At 34.2% G+C, this 18388-nt stretch carries 18 protein-coding genes; 7 read left to right on the top strand and 11 right to left on the bottom strand.

Going from position 1 to position 18388, the window contains the following annotated elements; all coding sequences use genetic code 11:
* Positions 1-11: 11 nt before the first annotated feature.
* Positions 12-1271, bottom strand: a complete 1260-nt coding sequence (locus CD29_RS11520; protein WP_036186873.1) for an MFS transporter — start codon at positions 1269-1271, stop codon at positions 12-14.
* A gap of 179 nt (positions 1272-1450) precedes the next feature.
* Here CD29_RS11520 and CD29_RS11515 point away from each other — a divergent pair, with 179 nt between their 5' ends.
* Complete coding sequence (locus tag CD29_RS11515) at positions 1451-2038, top strand: peptidylprolyl isomerase (protein ID WP_036186870.1); 588 nt, start codon at positions 1451-1453, stop codon at positions 2036-2038.
* Between the two features lie 20 nt (positions 2039-2058).
* A complete protein-coding gene (locus CD29_RS11510) occupies positions 2059-2280 on the top strand; it encodes a hypothetical protein (RefSeq protein ID WP_036186867.1) in 222 nt (73 codons plus the stop codon).
* Positions 2281-2422: 142 nt separating this feature from the next.
* On the opposite strand, the gene CD29_RS11505 is transcribed toward CD29_RS11510, so the two are convergent.
* The 8 genes from CD29_RS11505 to CD29_RS11470 all read right to left on the bottom strand — a co-directional run bounded on the left by CD29_RS11505 (position 2423) and on the right by CD29_RS11470 (position 11405).
* The gene (locus tag CD29_RS11505) at positions 2423-3622 is read right to left on the bottom strand and encodes an MFS transporter (RefSeq protein WP_328286487.1); all 1200 of its coding nucleotides are present in this window, start codon (positions 3620-3622) and stop codon (positions 2423-2425) included.
* Positions 3623-3631: 9 nt separating this feature from the next.
* A complete protein-coding gene (locus tag CD29_RS11500; RefSeq protein ID WP_036186864.1) occupies positions 3632-4918 on the bottom strand; it encodes a TRAP transporter large permease in 1287 nt (428 codons plus the stop codon).
* Positions 4899-5396 carry a TRAP transporter small permease gene (locus CD29_RS11495; protein ID WP_036186861.1) on the bottom strand — a complete coding sequence of 166 codons (498 nt, stop codon included), beginning with the start codon at positions 5394-5396 and terminating at the stop codon, positions 4899-4901. The genes CD29_RS11500 and CD29_RS11495 overlap by 20 nt, the downstream gene beginning before the upstream one ends.
* 75 nt (positions 5397-5471) lie before the next feature.
* Positions 5472-6503: a DctP family TRAP transporter solute-binding subunit gene (locus CD29_RS11490; protein ID WP_036186858.1), complete on the bottom strand. Its 1032-nt coding sequence runs from the start codon at positions 6501-6503 to the stop codon at positions 5472-5474.
* Positions 6504-6573: 70 nt separating this feature from the next.
* Positions 6574-7617 carry a DctP family TRAP transporter solute-binding subunit gene (locus CD29_RS11485; protein ID WP_036186855.1) on the bottom strand — a complete coding sequence of 348 codons (1044 nt, stop codon included), beginning with the start codon at positions 7615-7617 and terminating at the stop codon, positions 6574-6576.
* Between the two features lie 182 nt (positions 7618-7799).
* Positions 7800-8465: a response regulator gene (locus CD29_RS11480; RefSeq protein WP_036186853.1), complete on the bottom strand. Its 666-nt coding sequence runs from the start codon at positions 8463-8465 to the stop codon at positions 7800-7802.
* Positions 8462-9943, bottom strand: a complete 1482-nt coding sequence (locus CD29_RS11475; protein ID WP_081976233.1) for an ATP-binding protein — start codon at positions 9941-9943, stop codon at positions 8462-8464. The genes CD29_RS11480 and CD29_RS11475 overlap by 4 nt, the downstream gene beginning before the upstream one ends.
* Before the next feature lie 283 nt (positions 9944-10226).
* Positions 10227-11405 carry a MalY/PatB family protein gene (locus CD29_RS11470; protein WP_328286486.1) on the bottom strand — a complete coding sequence of 393 codons (1179 nt, stop codon included), beginning with the start codon at positions 11403-11405 and terminating at the stop codon, positions 10227-10229.
* Positions 11406-11491: 86 nt separating this feature from the next.
* Between CD29_RS11470 and CD29_RS11465 the strand changes: the two genes are divergently transcribed.
* The 4 genes from CD29_RS11465 (at position 11492) to CD29_RS11450 (ending at position 15232) form a co-directional block, all read left to right on the top strand.
* Positions 11492-11752 (top strand): DUF1871 family protein, encoded by a 261-nt coding sequence (locus CD29_RS11465; RefSeq protein WP_036186845.1) that lies wholly within the window; start codon positions 11492-11494, stop codon positions 11750-11752.
* A gap of 209 nt (positions 11753-11961) precedes the next feature.
* A complete protein-coding gene (gene yugI, locus CD29_RS11460) occupies positions 11962-12336 on the top strand; it encodes a S1 domain-containing post-transcriptional regulator GSP13 (RefSeq protein WP_036186843.1) in 375 nt (124 codons plus the stop codon).
* 371 nt (positions 12337-12707) lie between these two features.
* Complete coding sequence (locus CD29_RS11455) at positions 12708-13952, top strand: Glu/Leu/Phe/Val family dehydrogenase (protein ID WP_036186840.1); 1245 nt, start codon at positions 12708-12710, stop codon at positions 13950-13952.
* A gap of 119 nt (positions 13953-14071) precedes the next feature.
* On the top strand, positions 14072-15232 hold the full coding sequence (locus CD29_RS11450) for an iron-containing alcohol dehydrogenase (RefSeq protein WP_036186837.1): 1161 nt from the start codon (positions 14072-14074) through the stop codon (positions 15230-15232).
* 77 nt (positions 15233-15309) lie between these two features.
* Here the strand turns inward: CD29_RS11450 and CD29_RS11445 are convergent, their stop codons facing one another.
* Positions 15310-16311, bottom strand: coding sequence for a cation diffusion facilitator family transporter (locus CD29_RS11445; protein ID WP_036186834.1), 1002 nt, complete (start codon positions 16309-16311; stop codon positions 15310-15312).
* A gap of 14 nt (positions 16312-16325) precedes the next feature.
* A complete protein-coding gene (locus CD29_RS11440) occupies positions 16326-17048 on the bottom strand; it encodes an MgtC/SapB family protein (protein ID WP_036186832.1) in 723 nt (240 codons plus the stop codon).
* Positions 17049-17148: 100 nt separating this feature from the next.
* Between CD29_RS11440 and CD29_RS11435 the strand changes: the two genes are divergently transcribed.
* Positions 17149-18048: a DMT family transporter gene (locus tag CD29_RS11435; protein ID WP_036186830.1), complete on the top strand. Its 900-nt coding sequence runs from the start codon at positions 17149-17151 to the stop codon at positions 18046-18048.
* Positions 18049-18388: the final 340 nt, after the last annotated feature.

The following is an 18388-nucleotide window of genomic DNA, read 5'->3' as shown; positions in this document are numbered from 1 at the left end:
TACTATCGAAATTATTTTGTCTTGTTTTGGACCGAACCATGACTTTCTAAGCTTGAACTATGTTCCTCTAATAGATCTTCCATATATTGCTTCGGTAATTTTCGTATATAATAAACCATGGCTGCAGATATAAAGAATAGTAATCCAGTAACATAAAATACAGAAGAAATGGTTGCTAAACTACTAATAATGCCTCCCATTACTGGTCCGATAATATTCCCTAAAAATCGAAAGCTTTGATTATAACCCATAACTTCACCTTGAATTTCAAGTGGCGCGTCTCGGCGAATAAGTGCTGTAGTGATAGGGATTAAGCCACCTACAAAAATACCGTATAATAATCTTAAACCGATTAATTGCCATAAAGAAGTAACAAAGGCTTGTGGGATAATAACGATAAAACAAACAAAAAGTAAAACCATTAATACCTTTTCATAACCAATTTGATCTGCTAATCGACCAAAGTATCGTGAAAATAAGAGATTCCCAACTCCAGCAGCGCTAAAGGTAATTCCTGCTAAAAGGGCAACCTGCTCCGACGTAGTTAAATGAGATACATATAAAGAAAGGAGTGGTTGGATACTGAAACTCCCTATTTGTATGAAAGTAGTAACGAGCATAATATTAAAAATTAAACGATGATGAAATATCGTCCATAAAATATTTTTACGTGAGTAAATCATATTCTTTGATTTCTTAATAATTTCCGCTTCATGTACAGAAAAAATAATTAGGAATGCAGCAATAATAATTGCTATGGCTGTAAAAATAAATGTAAAGTTAAACCCAACTTGATCTGCTAACAATCCACCAATGACTGGCCCAAATAATGTTCCTCCAACACTACCCATTTGGAGTGTTCCTAGTGTTTTTCCAGCAATGTTTTTAGGGGTATGCTTACTAATAAATGCCATTGATGTTGGGATAAACCCAGTCGTGATCCCCATAAATAATCGTAATAAGAAGAATTGCTCCACATTGTGTACATAGCCCATTAAAAAAATACTCGTAGCAATTCCGAAACAGTTCATGATCATGATGGGTTTGTATCCATACTTATCAGCGACTCTACCCCAAATAGGAGACATAATAAATGCAGTTACAAACGTTGCTCCAAAAATTAATCCAGACCATCTTTGTACATAACTTTCAGAAAAATTTCCGAAGCTTTCAATATATAATGATAAGAATGGCATGATCATTGTTGTTGAGCCAGCAACAATAAAATTCGCTATAAGGATAATGACAAAGTTATGCTTTTGGTTTTTCATAAACCGTTCACTTCTTCCGTTATCAATGAAAATCTCAAATCTCAATTTTCTGTCTATTATACACTAATTCAACAGTGAAAAGAGTAGAAAGTATAATTAGGGGAAAAAATAAATGGTCTATGTTAAACTTAAGCGATGTAATGAAAGTGTTGATATTTAGCAAATAAGGAGAGATGGACATGTATCCACAATTAACAAAAGAAGTAAACCCTGGTGAAGTAGTAGTTGAAATGAATACAACTTTAGGTTCTATTAAAATCAAACTATTCCCACAACATGCTCCAAAAACAGTAGAAAACTTTTTAGGTCATGCAAAATCTGGGTATTATAACGGCATCATTTTCCACCGAGTTATTACTGACTTCATGATTCAAGGTGGAGATCCGACTGGAACTGGTATGGGTGGAGAATCTATTTGGGGTGGTTCTTTTGAAGATGAGTTCAGTCAAGAGCTATTTAATCTGCGCGGTGCATTATCAATGGCAAATGCAGGTCCAAACACAAATGGATCACAATTCTTCATTGTTCAAATGCAAAATATTCCAAGCAACATGATTGCACAAATGGAACAAGCAGGTTATCCAAAAGAAGTAATTGAAGAATACGCACGCGTTGGTGGTACTCCTTGGTTAGACTTCAAACATACAGTATTCGGACATGTCGTTGAAGGTATGGACGTTGTTGACAAAATTGCGAACGTTGAGAAAAACATGAGCGATAAACCATTAGAAGATGTTAAAATAGAATCAATCACTGTTAGTGAATAATTTTAAAGGATGAGATTTAAATGAATTTTATCGCTTTGTATTCAGGTTTCTTATATTTTCCAGAAGATAAAACTGCGTACATTCCAGCAGCAATTGAATTTTTTATTTTAATACTTTTATGTATATTGGTTTTTACTTGGATTAAACGTATTTCAAGAAAACAAGCATTAAAAGCAAAAGAAATTGAAGATCGTATTTTAGGTGAAAGACAGCAAAACCTAGAGAATAGAACTCAGGAATAGGAAAGAGGGCGTCTGAAAAAGCCTTTTGAGATGTCCTCTTTGCGCCGAGGATGGTGACATCTTGATGTGACCACCGCAGATGGATGAATATTATAAGTAAGAAGGGATGTCTAGAAAGTTTACTTTCTAGACATCCCTCTTTTTATTTCACAGTAACCTTCCTCATCATATAAAGGAAAAACAACAAATAAATGAAAGGGAGTATTGTTGCAATTGTAATAATTCCACTCCAATTCCACTTTTCCCAAACAGGACCAATCAGTGAGCTTCCTGAAGCTACCCCAATATAATAGGAAACTAAGTATAAACTTGATGCACTACCTTTTAAGTGTTGTGCAGTTTTGTTGACAGACGAAGCTGTAAGAGAATGTGCAGTAAAAAAACCAAAACAGAGTATACACATACCAATTAACACTAGCGTCAATGACGAAGTAATAGTTAGTACAACACCGAAAATTAGTACTAATATCGCTATTGTACGTACTTTATCTAAAGTATATCGGCTGGAGAGCCAACCGGCAAATGGAGCACCTATTACCCCAAATCCATAAGCAAAATATATTAGAGATATTGAATCTAGTGATAATCCAAATTGCTGTGATGTTAAATGGAATGGTAAATAGGTCCATACCCCTGTAAATGTGATTTGCAGTATGATGCCGAGTCCGAACATTAAAAGAAGTTTAGGATTTGCTAAATGGAAACTAAAACTCTTTATATCTTGCATAAATGGTCTTTCACTAGGCATGAAATTTTTAGATCTAGGTAAGGCAAATAAGACAAAAAGAAAAACAAATAACCCAAAAATAGTTAAGATATAAAATGCATATTGCCAATGAATTTCTGAGAAATACCCAGTTAATACTCTACCAATCATTCCACCAAGAGGATTACTTGCTATATAAATAGCAGTTGCCATATGACTAAATTTCGGGTTAATTTCTTCTCCGATATAAGCCAATGCTGCGGCTGGAACCCCTGCTAATGCAAACCCTTGGATAAATCTTAAAATCATAAGTATAAGAAAAGAATCTGTAAAAGGGATGAAAACCATCGGAATGATAGAAAACAAAATGGACAGTTTTATAAATAAAACACGTCCATTTCGATCGGCTAAAAACCCTAAAACTATTAACCCTACTATTAAAGAAATTGTTGCTATTGACATAGTCATACTAGCGGATGAAACGGATATCCCATATTCATCCGTTAGTACGGGTAGTAGTGGCTGAAACGAGTAGAATGCAGCAAAGATGAACATTGAAGCAAGCGACAAGCTCAGTACAATTATCCAAAATTGTTTATCTTTTATTGAATACCCCTTTGTGTTCAATGTGATCACTCACCTACTTTATGGACTAACAATACTTGAGTTTGATAGAGATGGTAGCCACAGAGATAATTGTGGGAATAGAATAATAACAACTAACCATAAAATCATTAAAATAATGAACGGTATTACCCCTCGTACTGCAACCCCAAGTTTTTCTTTTGCGATACCACTTACTACGAATAAGTTCAAACCAACTGGAGGCGTAATCATACCAAGTTCCATGTTGATTACCATTATTATAGCAAAGTGATATAAGTTAATTCCAAAGTGATCTAAGATAGGTAATAGAATTGGTAATGTAATTAAAATGATTGAAACCGCTTCTAAGAACATACCTAATACAAAGAATAGTAGGTTAACAATTAACATGAATATCCATACGTTCAATTCACTTGCAGCAATCCAAGCACCTACCGCTTGTGGAACTTGAGCGTTTGTTAAATATAAACCGAATAAAGAAGCAGCACCGATAATAAGGAAAATCATTGCAGTTACATTAACAGACTCTACGATTATATGACGAAGATCTTTTAGTTTCATTTCACGATAAATAAATGCTGAAACAAGTAAACCATAGATAACTGCAATAACTGCAGATTCTGTAGGAGTTACAGCACCAGAATAGATAGAACCTAATATTAAAATAGGTAAAAATGCTCCCCAAATTGCTTTAAGTGATTTTCGGCCACGTTCACCCCAACTAGCTTTTTGATCACCTTTAAAGCCATTTTTCCTTGCATAAACGACTGCAGAAATAACTAATACTGCTGTCAAACCTAAGCCAGGAATAACTCCAGCCATGAATAGAGAACCGATTGACTCTTCAGATGTAATACCATAAATAATTAATGGTACACTTGGTGGAATTAAGATACCTAAAGTTCCTCCAGCTGCAACAAGACCAAGAGCGTATCTTTTACTATAACCACCTGCGATTAATGCTGGAATCATAATTGAGCCGATTGCTGCTGCAGTAGCAGGTGAAGATCCTGAAATTGCTGCAAAAATAGCACAAGCTAAAATTGTAACAACAGCAAGTCCACCAGGAAGGTGACCTACCCAAGAACGTAATGCTTCAATTAAATATTTAGAAATACCACCACGAGCCATAATAATACCAGCTAAAACGAATCCTGGTATTGCCATCATTGGGAATGAGTCGAGGGCAGTGAACATTCTTTGTGGCATCATGTTCATATTAAAATCAGACATAAACAATACAAAAATCGTAGAAAGCCCTAATCCAATTGCTACAGGTACACGTAAAAATAATAATACAAAGAAACTAATTAAGAGGATTAGCATATTCTTCACCCTTTCTACGTAGAATGTTCACTAATCTTTCAATAAAGCGAAGTAAGAATAGCACACCTGATAGCGGTAAGATTAAGTAAACAATCCACATAGGGATTCCAACATCTAGTGATACCATTCCTGAAGCAAAGCGATTTTCTACTAGAACGTACCCGTAATATGTATAAATGAGACAGAAAACGATACTTAATCCAGTAGCTATTAAATTCATAATAAATTTACCAGTATTATTTAATTTATCGTATAAAATATCTACTTGAATATGTTGATTGTGTTTTAGTGCAAGACCGAAACCTAAAAATACACCCCAAATAATTGTGTAACGGGCAACTTCTTCAACCCAAGCTTGTGGGTCATTCATAACATAACGCATTACTACACCATAAAAAATTAATAGTATTCCAATAGAGAAGAACACCCCAGCTAAAACTTCCTCAAGAAATGTCCAAGCTTTCGTTAAAAGTTTCATAGTTTTCACTCCTTTAAGGGTTATTAAATATAATAAGTGAGTGCCACCAAGAAGGGGCACTCAAACTAACGATGCTTATTTTTTCAAAGCTTCAATACCATCGATTAATTCTTTAGTAATTACATCAGCGAATTCATCGTATACAGGTTGCATAGCTTCTTTTAATACGTCACGTTCTGCTTGTGACATTTCGTAAACTTCAACAGAACCTGCTGATTTGATTTTTTCTAATGATTTAGCATTTTCATCTGCAGCTAAGCCTTGTGCATAAGTAGTTGCTTCAGCAAGAGCCTCGTCTACTAATTTTCCTAAATCTTCAGGCATTTTCTCCCAGAATGATTTGTTTACAAAGATTGCATAGTCTAGACGACCATGAGCAGAAGTAGAATAGTATTTTTGAACTTCATAGAACTTCATTGTGTCGAAGTTGTTATGTGGATTTTCTGTACCATCTACAGTACCTTGTTGTAATGCAGCGTAAGTTTCACCGAAAGAAATTGTTGCTGAACCAGCATTTAAAGCTTTAAATTGGGCTTCTAATACTTTCCCTGCTTGTGCACGGAATTTTTGACCAGCGAAATCTTCTGGTTTAACTAATGGATTTTTGTTAGAAGAAAAGTTTTTAAAACCATTTGGCCAGAAAGCTTTACCCATAATATCGTTAGAAGCTAAAGCATCAGCTTTAAATAAGCTTTGCGCTACTTCTGAATCGAAGAATGCTTGAACATGCTCAGCGTCTTGGAATAAGAAAGGCATGTCAACATATTGCCAACGTGGATCAAGCTTAACCATCTTTGTTACAGATGGAGCGATCATATGTACGTTCCCAGACATTAAAGCATCTAGTTCGTCAGCATCTCCGTATAATTGAGAAGAAGGGTAAACTTCAACTTTTACACGACCATCTGTTTTTTCATCAACTAATTGTGCGAAATAATCTGCAGATTTACCTTTAACACTATCAATTGCAGTAACGTGAGAGAATTTAATTACTAATGGGTTCTCTTTAGTGTAGTCTTCGCTAGACTTAGCGCCACTACCGCCACCACATGCTGCTAATACAAGTGCAAAGGCACTAATGATTGTAAGCAGTAACCATTTTTTCATTTTCTTTGTCCCCCTTAAAGAAATAAGTAGATATATTGTTAAAAGAGAAAAATCTCTTAATAACCAAGTTTTAGGTGTCAGTTTGATATTTGGGAAGCGCATTTATAAATTCGTCGCCATAATTTTGTTTATAGTAGTTATATAAGGGTTCGAATCTTTTTTCCCACTCAAGCATATCTTCCTGACTTAAATAATGGAGCTCAATGCATCCACAGTTTTCAATTTTTTGCAAAGTCTCTTTGTTTAACTGATTCGTGAGTTTCCATTCCCACTCTTGCACTTCTTGAAATGTTTCAGTTAGAAGTTGCTTTACATCTTCATCCAAACTATTCCAAAAATCTAAGTTAAATAGAACGAAGTATCCTAAATAACCATGATTACTAATGGTTAAATAATCTTGTAAAGAGTAGATGTTCTTACTTGTGATATTTGTTAAGGTATTTTCTTGTCCATCGACAGAACCTTTTTGCAGTTCATTATAAACGGCATTAAAATCATACTTTTTTGGGAATGCACCTAAACTACTAAACTGCTTTTCTAAAATGTCACTAGGCATGATCCGCATTGTTAACCTTTTAATATCGTCATAATGATGGATTGGGCGAATTCGATTACTCATTTGCTTAAAACCACTATCCCAAAGACTAATTGCGTATAAATTATGTGCTTTTAATCTTTCTACTAATGTTTGACCTGCTTTTGTTTCTACAAACTCATGCACTTCGTCTAAGGAATGAAACGCATAGGGAAGGTCAAAAATAGAAATTTCAGGAACGTATTCTGTCAGCTTTGAAATCGCTGGTGCAATTAGTTGAATGTCACCACGAGAAAGCGCATTCATTTCCTCGCCGTCTTTATATAAATTCCCATTTGAAAACACTTGAACTTCGATATAGCCATTACTACGTTCTTTTACTAATTCAGCAAATTTACGAGCAGCCATTCCTTTTGGCGTATCCTCACCAACTACATGTGAAAATCGTATAACAAGGCGTTCGTTCTCACTTAGTTGCTCATAATCATAGGGATAATCCTCCGGTTGAATCGAAACGAGTAAAATCCATGGAATTGTAAAAAGGAAACAAAGAATGAAAATCCCTAAAACTCTTTTCATCCACATCCTCCTTACAAAGTGGTGTAATTAAGTTTTATATTAATAAAAAAACCAAAATGAACAATATTATGAACTTAATGAACATTTTGTTCTTTGTGGTATATAACAAAAAACATTGTATTGGTACTGTTATAAAACAAAATAAAAGCTTATAAACGAAGAGTTTATAAGCTTTTTAAAGGTTATTTAATTGAATAATATTTTGTAGGGCGACCAACTGTACCATATTTTAAATCAATATGCACTTTTCCTTTTCCAGCTAAAAAGTCTAAATACTTTCGAACGGTTACTCGAGCCATTCCTACGTTTTGTGCTAATTGTTCAGATGTGATGGCAGCATTGTTCTCTATAAGTCCATCCAGTATTTGCTTCATTGTAAGGTCATTTAATCCTTTTGGAAGGGAAACTTCATCTTGAGTATGACCAAACCATTTATCCACATCTTCTTGTTTCATATTAGTTGTTGTTCTTAATTTCTTTATTGTTTCAGCATAATTTTGTAATGCCGTTTGAAATCGTTCAAATCGAAATGGTTTTATTAAATAATCAAATGCTCCCATACGAATAACATCTTGTACAGATTTTGTATCTCTTGCTGCGGTAACCATAATCACATCACATGGAAGCTGTTCATTTCTAATTTTTTGTAATAATTCAATCCCAGGTTTATCTGGTAAGTACATATCTAAAAGCACCAAATTAGGTTTACATTTGGCAATCCGTTTATATGCTTCATCACAAGTTTGGGCTTCACCTATTAGTGTGAAGCCTGTCAATCTATTTAAAAAACTTTTATTTACTTCAAGTACCATTGGATCATCTTCTACTATAAAAATAGAAATTGTCATTTCATCACCCCGGCTTTAACAGTTATCGTTGTACCAATATTTACTTCAGACATAATTTCAATGGATCCCTTGTTGGACTCAACGATTTGCTTAACCAATGCTAACCCTATGCCATGTCCATCTTGTTGTTTTGAAGTAAACCCGTATTCAAATATTTTTTCTAGATTTCCTTCAATTCCTTTACCGCTATCTTGTACTTCAATATAAAGGAAGTTTTGATCCCCTTGTATAAGTATATTTACATCACGTATTTCCTTTGTTAAACAAGCTTCCATCGCATTATCAATTAAGTTTCCTATGATTGTAACGAGGTCACCACTTGAAAAACCTGTCATAAAATCGAGAAAGTAGGATTCATCATCTACTGTAAGATGTACGCCAAGTTCTTTTGCACGGGAGTGTTTTCCCAGTAGTAAACCTTGCATAGAGTACTCTAGAATTTTATCGCGTAATTTTTGAACGACATCTTCTTCATCGGTTATTTCATCAATGATTAGGCTAAGCGCATCTTCATTTCGATCAAGTTGTATTAAACCAGCAATACTATGTAATCGATTTAAGAATTCATGGTGCTGTGCCCTTAAGGAGTCAACAAGTGCTTTTACTCCAGTCAATTCTTCTGCCAATGTATGAGCTTCTTGCCGATCTGTAATCATTATTAGATAACCAGCGTTTTTGTCGTGGATTAAAATAGGGAATGTACGTACTAAATACATTTGGTCAAAAAGTAATAAAGGCCGGTAACTTTCATGTCTCTCAATCTTCTTTTCAGCTAACCACGTATTATAAAAAATTTCTTGTAATGTGCTGTTCTTACCAAAATAGTGTGTATATTGTCTTGCTATTCTATTAATAAAGGTAATTTTCCCGTTTGCGTCAGTTGCAAGAATTCCTACATCCATTGCTTGCATAATAGCTGAGCGTTCTTGTACAATTCGAGCGATTTGATAAGGTTCCAAATTTAAAGTTTGCTTTTTTATGTGATTAGCAAGAATAATCGCTCCAATTACACCTACTAATAATCCCCAGAACAATGAAATATACAAATCCGATTGATAATAAGACAATAAATTAAACCAAGTGGGTGAAAGAATACCTACAATTACAACTCCGACCTGTTTTGTTGCTTGACTATTCATAATAGGTACAAACGCGCGAATGGAGTGTCCTTGGACACCAATTGCTTTGGAAATGTATTCACGCTGAGACATTGCCTCATTTTTTCGAGCTTCTTCGAAGATTGTCCCAATTCTACTTTCAGATGGGTGCGAATATCGAACGCCATCCATATCAAAAACAACAATATAGTCTACATCAGTAGCAAGACGAATTCTTTCTGCAATTGGTTGAATAACTTCAAAGCCGTTATGCGTACCGACAGTGTCTTGTATATCTGTCATATTTGCGACAGTTCTTGCAATTGCAATAGCTCGTGAACCGAATTCCTTCTCAAAAGCACCTGATATATTATGGATCATCATCATGCCACTTGTAAGTATTGAAAAAAACACAATTACAAAGGAAAACAAGAACATTTTGAATTTTAATGATTTTTTAGCCATAATGTGTTGTTGTATTTTTACAACAAAGACACACCTCATTTTTAATATTACTTAATATTTCTATTATTTGAAAAAAAGATAATAGTTATCATAATTATAAATAATAAAATTTAGCATTGAAAGAGGATATTGAAAAAAGTATTTTCTATAATAATAAAAAGAACAAGGGAATAGTATTCTCCTTGTTCTTTTTGTTATTTTAAGATAATGCTTTTTTAAATCTTTCTACGCCATCTTTAACTGTTTCAAAAGGACATGCTAGGTTCATTCGTAAATATCCTCTACCAGCTTCTTCATATTTTGTCCCAGGTTCTATAGCAAGTCTACCTTTTACCAGTAAACGTTGCATCATTTCGCTTTCAGTAATTCCAGTTTTACTATAGTCAATCCATATTAAGTAGGTTGCATTTGGTTTTGTTACAGTTATTCCATCTATTTTGTTTAACTCTTCCACAACGTAGTCCATATTATTGGAAGTATACTGAATCATTGCATCTAACCATTCTTCGCCTTTTTCATAAGCAGCCTGCACTGCAGCTGAGGCTAATAAATTAATTTCGCCTAGGCCATGAGCTTGTAAATTTTCTGTTAGTTTTAATCGTAACGTTTCATTAGGCACAACCATCATTGCCGCATGGATTCCTGCAATATTAAATGATTTAGTAGGTGCAATGGTAGTAACAATTTTAGCTTTGTCTGCATCTTTAATAGTTAATGTAGGGATATGTTTATATCCATCAAACACTATATCTGCATGAATTTCATCTGAAAGAAGTAATACATCATATTTGATACATAACTGTACAAGTTTTTCAAGATCTTGTTGTGACCAAACAACTCCACCTGGATTATGCGGGTTACAGAGTATATAAACTTTTACTCCAGTTTTAAATGCATCTTCTAACGCAACAAAATCATATTCATAACCATTCTCATTAGCAACTAAATCACATGTAACAACTTCTCTTTTTTGTGCTTTCGGAATCGAGAAGAAAGCAGGATATACAGGGGTAGAGGCACATATTTTATCGCCCGGTTCAGTAAATGTTTCGATAACTGTTGCTATCGCAGGAACAACTCCTTGGTGAAATAAAATTGTTTTTGGATCAATAGACCAATTATGGCGTTTTTCAAACCATTGTTGAATCGCTTGTTTGCATGTATCACTCACATAGGAATAACCGAAAATTGGGTGATCTAATCTTTCTTTAATTGCATCCGTAATTACATGTGGAATAGCAAAATCCATATCAGCAACCCACATTGGTAAAATATCATCAGAATCATGGACGTTATATTTATCTCTTATTCGATCCTTAAATTGGTCCCATTTTAGAGAGTTGGTATTCTTCCGATTATAAAGCGCATCAAAATTCAAAGACAAAACTATCACTCATTTCATTTATTATTTTTATATTCTATGATACCATAACGAATAAGTATAAAAGTGTAATAGGTGAAAAAATGGACAATATTTTGATGAATCAAAAAGCTTTGGTAACTATACAAGAATGGGACCCGTTTCACATTGGTGCTGATAATTATGATACTGAATCGGCTGATGTCGTTGCAGCTCTTCAAAGTATTGATGATCCTTCAAAACTAGCAAAATTGATACAAACTATCTATGAGCATTCATTTGAATTATGGATCCCTTTTGAAGAGTGTGTCTCCATCTCATATAAATTAATAGCTATTAAATTTGAAGCTAAGTGCATTGTATAGCTTCAGAGATTATATAAGTAGGGTGTCTTATATTAGTGAAGCTCACTAATTAGATACCCTATTTGTGATTCATCTTTTTCACTCTACATTTGTTTATTAAAATGTTTGAATATTTCAACCAAATGTGATGAATTTTTGTTAATGAACCCTACTGTATGTTATAATTTAACATGACATTTACGTAAGAATTAGAAAGTAGGAAATTCGCTATGGCAAAAAAATACGAAGTAGGTGAAGTAGTAGCGGGAAAGGTAACGGGAATTCAGCCATATGGAGCTTTCATAGCGTTGGATGAAGAAACACAAGGACTAGTCCATATTTCAGAAATCACATACGGTTTTGTGAAGGATATTGAGGATTACTTAAAAATCGGTGACGTAATTCAAGTAAAGATTTTAGAAATTGATGGAACTTCAGAAAAAATTAGTTTATCAACCCGTGCACTACAAGAAGCACCACTACAAAAAAAGAAAGAAGTTCAACCAAGAAAATCATTGCAAGAACGTGTAGATGAAAATGATGCTAATGGTTTTAAATCATTAAGGGACAAATTACAAGATTGGATTGAACAATCAGGTCAATAAGTAGTCGAATAGTAAGGGGCTATTTTGAAAGAATCATTAAAATCTTTCAAGATAGCCTCTTTTCGTTGGTGTGTATAGAAACTGTTATAGAAGCGAAATAATAATATAGATTTCTAACATAAAAATAATGTATGTATTACTTGTACATTATTGATTAGTGAAAAATGAAAAGTAGGCGACCGCAGCATCTGCTCTCATTTGAATTATCTAACAAAATAACGGATAATTGATATTATAAATATAATAGTTTTGAAAGTGATTTTCTAAGTAATTGATTGCATAGTATTATGCTTTTAAAATCCCATATTGTAGCAATGTATGTTACAATATGTGCGACATTAAATATTATATGAATGAAGAGGCGAATTTAAATGTCTGAGAATCTAAACCTTCTTACATCTACACAAGATGTTATTAAAGAAGCGCTAAATAAGCTTGGTTATGATGAAGCAATGTATGAATTATTAAAAGAACCACTTCGTATGTTACATGTGCGTATTCCAGTGAAAATGGATGATGGAACGACAAAAGTATTTACTGCTTATAGAGCACAACATAGCGATGCAGTAGGACCGACAAAAGGTGGCGTACGTTTCCATCCTGGTGTTAATGAAGATGAAGTGAAAGCCCTTTCAATGTGGATGACTTTAAAATGTGGTATTGTTGACCTTCCTTATGGTGGAGGTAAAGGTGGAATTATTTGTGATCCACGTACAATGTCGATGGGAGAGCTCGAAAGATTGAGCCGTGGCTATGTTCGAGCAATAAGTCAAATTGTAGGACCAACAAAAGATATTCCAGCTCCAGACGTATTTACAAATGCCCAAATTATGGCATGGATGATGGATGAATATAGTCGAATGGACGAATTTAACTCACCAGGTTTTATTACAGGAAAACCAATCGTACTAGGTGGTTCACAAGGCCGTGATAGAGCAACAGCTCAAGGAGTAACAATCGTTATTCAAGAAGCTGCAAAAAAACGTGGCATTGATATTCAGGGTGCACGCGTTGTTATTCAAGGTTTTGGTAATGCTGGAAGCTTCTTAGCGAAATTTATGAGTGATTTAGGTGCAAAAGTAATCGGAATTTCTGATGCTTATGGTGCTCTTCATGATCCAGAAGGATTAGATATTGATTATTTACTTGATCGCCGTGATAGTTTTGGAACAGTAACAACACTGTTTGAAAATACAATTACAAACAAAGAATTATTAGAACTTGAATGTGATATTTTAGTACCAGCTGCGATTGAAAACCAAATCACTGCTGAAAATGCAAATGAAATAAAAGCAAATATCGTTGTTGAAGCAGCTAACGGGCCAACAACTGCAGAGGCAACTAAAATTTTAACTGATCGCGGAATTCTTTTAGTACCAGACGTATTAGCATCTGCTGGTGGTGTAACAGTTTCTTATTTTGAATGGGTTCAAAATAACATGGGTTACTATTGGTCTGAAGAAGAAGTATCAGAAAAGTTATATCAAAAAATGGTCGAAGCCTTTGAGAATGTATATACAACTGCAACAACTCGCAATATTAATATGCGATTAGCGGCGTATATGGTGGGTGTTCGCCGTACTGCGGAAGCTTCTCGTTTCCGTGGCTGGGTGTAATTGTTTATTATGGTTATGTAAAAGGGAATTTTAATCTCTTTTACATAGCCTTTTTTAATTTTGGGTAAAGTTATTATGATATGTTGTTTGTTGAATATATGAAAAGGGGAGTTTTACTAATGAACGAGTTTACATTTTATAATCCAGTCCGCTTACATTTTGGGAAAGGACAAATTACACAACTAGAAAAGGAGCTCCCAAAGTACGGGGATAAAATATTAGTCGTCTATGGTGGAGGAAGTATTAAAAGAAACGATTTATATAATGAAGTAATGACTATTTTAGAAAATTTAAAAATGAAGGTATTCGAATTAAGTGGTGTAGAACCAAACCCGCGTGTAAGTACAGCACGTAAAGGTATTGAAATTTGTAAAAAAGAAGAAATTGATATTGTGCTTGCTGTTGGTGGTGGATCAGTTATTGACTGTTCGAAATTAATTGTTGCTGGAGCGATGATTGATGAAGATCCATGGAACATCGTTATTAAAAAAGCGGAAGTGAAGGATGCGCTACCTCTTGGAACGATTTTAACTATTGCTGCCACTGGCTCAGAAATGAACGCTGGCTCAGTTATTACAAATGAAGAAACGTTGGAGAAGTTTGGTTGGGGTAGCCCATTTGTATTCCCTAAATTTTCAATACTAGATCCTACTTATACATTTACTTTACCTCGAAACCAAACGGTATACGGAATTGTTGATATGATGGCTCATGTGTTTGAACAATATTTCCACAATGCTACAAATACACCAGTTACAGATGAGATGTGTGAAGGAGTTTTAAGAACAGTTATAGCAACTGGACCTAAACTAGTAAATGACTTAGAGAACTACGAACTCCGTGAAACAATTCTTCTTTCAGGAACAATTGCATTAAATACCTTTTTATCTATGGGTTCAACAGGTGATTGGGCAACACATGATATTGAGCATGCAGTATCAGCTGTTTACGATATTCCACATGGTGGAGGGTTAGCAATTTTATTCCCTAATTGGATGAGACATAATGTTCATGTAAACCCAGATCGTTTTGCTCAATTAGCAACCCGCGTTTTCGGTGTTAATCCGGAAGGGAAATCCGCAGAGGAAATTGCATATGAAGGAATTAATCGCCTAAGTGAGTTTTGGATTTCAATTGGCGCACCAAGTAGATTAGCTGATTATGAAATAGACGATTCAAAATTAGATATACTTGTTGAAAAAGCAATGGCTAGGCCACTAGGTGTATTTAAAAAACTCCAAGCTGAAGATGTAAGAAAAATTTTGGAGATGTCTTTATAGTAAATAAAGGGAGTATCTTGAATGTAAAACGTTCAAGATACTCCCAGTTATTTTAATAGGCTAACTTATGAATTGCTTTAGAAACTCTCTTTACGATCACTATCTGTATTATCCTTTGTTTTATAATGTTTCCATTCAGTTATACCATCTTCCTCATCGAAAGCAATGGTGACTTTATTAACACCTTTTTGACTAAGTATTAAATCTTTTAGGTGATCCCGAACATCATCAAGATAGGCTAAAGACTGATTGGGGTCTGTTTCAGCAACTAGCTCCACATGTAAAAATTCTCCCTCTTTTACGACTTCTAATCGTTGGATATCAGTAACGTGTGGGTCTTCCATTACCATATTACCGATATGAACTAACATTTCTTCATCTGTTTCACCGATAGCGCCTCGAGCATTATCTAGGAATACTCGCCCAACAACATAAAACATCATTAAGCCAATAACCATAGATATAAGCCCTTCTAATGCATAGAACCCAGTGAAATATGCAATAACAATTGCTAAAAAGGCTAGAATATTACCGCTAGTAGCAACTAAATCTTCCATCCAAACAAGCTTTGTTGCAGGTTTAGCACGATTTAAGTAAGCGATGGATTTAGGTATTGCAAGAAGACCTGCATGTTCCTTACCGACTTCGTGAAGAACTTCTTTTGCAGCTTTATGAAGTACAAAGGCTTCTAAAATGAAACCAATTGCTAATACTCCTAATGCAATGAACATACCCTCTGAGCTTTCTATTGGGTGTAAAAAGTGATGCCATCCTTCTTTAATGGTCTCATATGAAAGAATAGCTACGATTAAAACTGCTCCTAAACAAACTAGATTGACTACTCGCCCAAATCCGTTAGGATATCTTTTAGTTGGAGCTTTCTTAGAAAGTGCTGAACCTATAAAAACGAAAAACTGGTTGGCAGAGTCTCCCAGGGAGTGCATCATTTCAGCAAACATAGCAACGTTTCCAGTGAAGAAATAGGCAGCACCTTTAAGTAAACCTAAAAAAAGGTTTACAAATGCGGCCACTAATGATGGTTTGTTTCCGCCTTTAAGTAATTTAAAGATTTCACTCATATAATTTCCTCCAATTACGCTAAAATCTCTATTTCGATATTTTTAATATATGGTAGGGAATGAAGTAAACTAAATAGAGCAAATGTATCAACTTTCAATAAAATGGAAAATCTTATATCTACTTCATATAATAAATGTTCAGCTGGAGACTGTACGTCTTTTATTCGAATATTATCTATATACATGTCATTTTCTTTCATGAAATTCAGTAAATTATTAATATTTTGTTGATCGAATAATTGAACTTTAATAGATACATCTCGCATGCGTAATCGTTTTGGACCAAATTTCCACATTAAAGGTGCAATCACTTCTATTCCAATTACTACGATTACTACTGTGATAAACGCTTGAACATAAAATCCCGCACCTACTGCAATTCCGATGCCCGCTGCACCCCAAATCATGGCTGCGGTTGTTAATCCGGTGATACTATCGTTACCCTTTCTTAAAATAACACCTGCTCCTAAAAAGCCAATACCACTTACAATTTGTGCTGCTAATCGTAGTGGATCGAGTGTAATATTAATATCCTCCCGAGAAGGTACATTATACGCAGTATCAGTCGAAATAATTGTTAATAAACAACTGAACGTAGAAATAACTAGACTAGTTTTTAATCCAACGGGTTTCTTTTTTAATTCACGCTCAATTCCAATGATCAAACTTAAAAATGCAGCAATTAATAATTTGATTAGCACTTCAAGGGAAAAAGTATCAGTTGTAAGCAAGTGCATAATGATTCCCCCTTTTTACGTATTGCTAACTTTATGGAAATTTGACAAAATGTAATAATAAATAGTTAAGGAATCATTATATGATTGGGGACCACAATATATGAATAAACCATTGATTCATCCATACATACCAATACTTATCGGTGTTATATCTATTTCACTTTCTGCGATTTTCGTTAAATTAGCACAAGCGGATGCAGGAGTAATTGCTTTTTATCGAATGTTGTTCTCGGTCTTAATAATGAGTCCAATCTTTTTCATGAAATATACAAAAGAATTGAAGTTAATAACAGGACGGGATTGGCTATTCTCATCAATAGCTGGTATTTTTTTGGCGTTTCATTTTATCCTTTGGTTTGAATCGTTAAATTACACTTCAGTTGCAAGCTCAACCGTATTAGTTACCTTGCAACCTTTATTTGCGTTTGTAGGCACATATTTTTTCTTTAAAGAGCCTCTTTCAGTAAAAACGATCATTTCAGGTTTAATCGCAATATTTGGAAGTTTCCTAATTAGTTGGGGGGATTTCCAAGTTAGTGGAATCGCACTGTATGGAGACATGCTAGCACTCATTGCTTGTGCGCTTATTACTGCGTATTTATTATTTGGACAAGAGGTGAGAAAAAGAATATCATTAATAACATATACGATGGTTGTATATTCAATAAGTACTATTTGTTTATTTTTTTACGTTCTATTAAAAGGAGAATCATTTGGACCATACTCTGCAATGAACTGGATGTGGTTTTTATTACTTGCAATCATTCCAAATTTATTAGGACATACATTATTTAATTGGGCTATTAAATGGGTAAGTACAAATGTAATTTCTATTGCTGTATTATTTGAACCGATTGGAGCTGCAATTTTAGCATATTATATTTTCTCTGAAAATTTAATGCCATCTCAAATAATTGGCGGTATTGTTGTTTTGCTTGGTATAACATTATTTGTAGTTGATCTAAAACTAATAAAAAAGTTTTTTTATAAAAAAGCTTGATATATAAAAAATAATATAGTATATTATTACTTGTCCTTAAAACAAAGCAGTTTTCTTTTAAAGAAAATTGATAAAATAAATACTTGATTTTGTTTTAGAGACATGTTATTATATAAAAGTTGCTGTTAAGAAACAGCGACATGAACCTTGAAAACTGAACAACAAAACGTTAATGAATTAAACGTTTCTATTATAGAAACAAAATTTTGGACATCAAAATTGATGCCAGCAGATGTTTTTTCAGACATTCGACTGAATGTCTGAAAAAATTTGAGCTTTATCAAATTTTCTTTTTATGGAGAGTTTGATCCTGGCTCAGGACGAACGCTGGCGGCGTGCC

The organism is Ureibacillus manganicus DSM 26584 (genome assembly GCF_000772945.1).
GTDB lineage: Bacteria > Bacillota > Bacilli > Bacillales_A > Planococcaceae > Ureibacillus > Ureibacillus manganicus.
The sequence above is the reverse complement of the archived record's forward strand: the minus strand, read 5'-3'. Positions and strand labels throughout refer to the sequence as shown.

Bases quoted from the DNA above. Each gene is read 5' to 3' on its own strand.
- CD29_RS11520 (WP_036186873.1), bottom strand. From the start codon at position 1,271: ATGAAAAACCAAAAGCATAACTTTGTCATTATCCTTATAGCGAATTTT.
- CD29_RS11515 (WP_036186870.1), top strand. From the start codon at position 1,451: ATGTATCCACAATTAACAAAAGAAGTAAACCCTGGTGAAGTAGTAGTT.
- CD29_RS11510 (WP_036186867.1), top strand. From the start codon at position 2,059: ATGAATTTTATCGCTTTGTATTCAGGTTTCTTATATTTTCCAGAAGAT.
- CD29_RS11500 (WP_036186864.1), bottom strand. From the start codon at position 4,918: ATGCTAATCCTCTTAATTAGTTTCTTTGTATTATTATTTTTACGTGTA.
- CD29_RS11495 (WP_036186861.1), bottom strand. From the start codon at position 5,396: ATGAAACTTTTAACGAAAGCTTGGACATTTCTTGAGGAAGTTTTAGCT.
- CD29_RS11490 (WP_036186858.1), bottom strand. From the start codon at position 6,503: ATGAAAAAATGGTTACTGCTTACAATCATTAGTGCCTTTGCACTTGTA.
- CD29_RS11485 (WP_036186855.1), bottom strand. From the start codon at position 7,617: ATGAAAAGAGTTTTAGGGATTTTCATTCTTTGTTTCCTTTTTACAATT.
- CD29_RS11480 (WP_036186853.1), bottom strand. From the start codon at position 8,465: ATGACAATTTCTATTTTTATAGTAGAAGATGATCCAATGGTACTTGAA.
- CD29_RS11475 (WP_081976233.1), bottom strand. From the start codon at position 9,943: ATGATCCATAATATATCAGGTGCTTTTGAGAAGGAATTCGGTTCACGA.
- CD29_RS11465 (WP_036186845.1), top strand. From the start codon at position 11,492: ATGGACAATATTTTGATGAATCAAAAAGCTTTGGTAACTATACAAGAA.
- yugI (WP_036186843.1), top strand. From the start codon at position 11,962: ATGGCAAAAAAATACGAAGTAGGTGAAGTAGTAGCGGGAAAGGTAACG.
- CD29_RS11455 (WP_036186840.1), top strand. From the start codon at position 12,708: ATGTCTGAGAATCTAAACCTTCTTACATCTACACAAGATGTTATTAAA.
- CD29_RS11450 (WP_036186837.1), top strand. From the start codon at position 14,072: ATGAACGAGTTTACATTTTATAATCCAGTCCGCTTACATTTTGGGAAA.
- CD29_RS11445 (WP_036186834.1), bottom strand. From the start codon at position 16,311: ATGAGTGAAATCTTTAAATTACTTAAAGGCGGAAACAAACCATCATTA.
- CD29_RS11440 (WP_036186832.1), bottom strand. From the start codon at position 17,048: ATGCACTTGCTTACAACTGATACTTTTTCCCTTGAAGTGCTAATCAAA.
- CD29_RS11435 (WP_036186830.1), top strand. From the start codon at position 17,149: ATGAATAAACCATTGATTCATCCATACATACCAATACTTATCGGTGTT.